The sequence below is a fragment of the Bartonella sp. AP3QHHD genome (assembly GCF_042195765.1).
In the GTDB taxonomy this organism is placed as follows: Bacteria; Pseudomonadota; Alphaproteobacteria; order Rhizobiales; family Rhizobiaceae; genus Bartonella.
On the sequence record NZ_JBHIPC010000003.1, the window covers coordinates 1 to 1,094 of the forward strand.

At 46.3% G+C, this 1,094-nt stretch carries 1 protein-coding gene and 1 pseudogene; both read left to right on the top strand.

Going from position 1 to position 1,094, the window contains the following annotated elements:
- Positions 1 to 354, top strand: a pseudogene (locus ACFIL7_RS00075) (PBSX family phage terminase large subunit); the annotation flags it as partial.
- A partial coding sequence (locus ACFIL7_RS00080) for a portal protein (RefSeq protein WP_375635125.1) occupies positions 339 to 1,094 on the top strand: 756 nt, incomplete at its 3' end. The pseudogene ACFIL7_RS00075 and the gene ACFIL7_RS00080, both read left to right, overlap by 16 nt.

The following is a 1,094-nucleotide window of genomic DNA, read 5'->3' on the forward strand; positions in this document are numbered from 1 at the left end:
CACAATGTGAGTTTTGAGAGCGCTCTTAAACAGGCAGGCTTTCAAACAAAAGTTATCCCTAATCAGGGAGCAGGAGCTGTTAAGATACGTATAGAAACAGTCCGCCGTGTTTTGCCTTCTGTTTGGTTTAATGAAAAGACGACGGTAGCAGGACGTAAGGCGCTGAACTGGTATCACGAGAAATGGGATGAGAAGCGCAATATTGGCTTGGGAGCAGAGCACGATTGGTCCAGTCATGGGGCAGATGCCTTTGGACTGATGTGTATTTCATACAAACCACCAAAAGAAATACAAAAGCGACCAGCTTATAGCGGCAGAACGGAATATGAGAGTACCTCATGGATGGCAGAATGATGTATGATGAAGAGCATTTAGATAAAGAAAGTAACGCATCAGATTTGTCGACAGAAGGCTTATTTCGCAAGCTTGTGAGCTGGTACAAAGAAGATGTGGAGCATGTGAATAAATGGCGTGAACATGCGCGGGAGGATTTTGGTTTTTACAATGGTGATCAATGGAATGAAGAAGATTTATCGGCGTTAAAAAAGCAACGCCGCCCCGTTATGACCTTTAATCGTATTGCCCCATTGGTCAATGCCGTTGTGGGGTCAGAGCGTAATAACAAGCGCGAAGTGCAGTTTATTCCCCGTCAAGTAGGGAAGGCATTGCCTAGTGAATTGCTTACCGGTGCGGCAGAATGGTTTCGGGACATGGCGCATGCCGAATACGCTGATAGTGATGCTTTCCAAGATGCGGTTATCTGCGGCATGGGGTGGACTGATACACGGCTTGATTATGAGAACAGCCTCGATGGTGAACCGGTAATTACGCGTTTAGACCCGTTAAAGATGGTTTGGGATAGTGCAGCGGTGCAACCGAATTTAACCGATGCGCAACGTTTGTGGTATGTAGACCGCAAGCCGTTAGAAGTAGCTAAGCAGATGTTTCCCAAATCTCATTGGACAGAGCTGAGTGCAGATTGGGCAAGGGATGGGAGCTCTCATGAAGGTGTTCACCATAATGATCTTGATTATTACAGTGATGAAGGGAGCATTGATGTTGAAAACGGTCGTCGGATGGTCACGCTTGTTGAA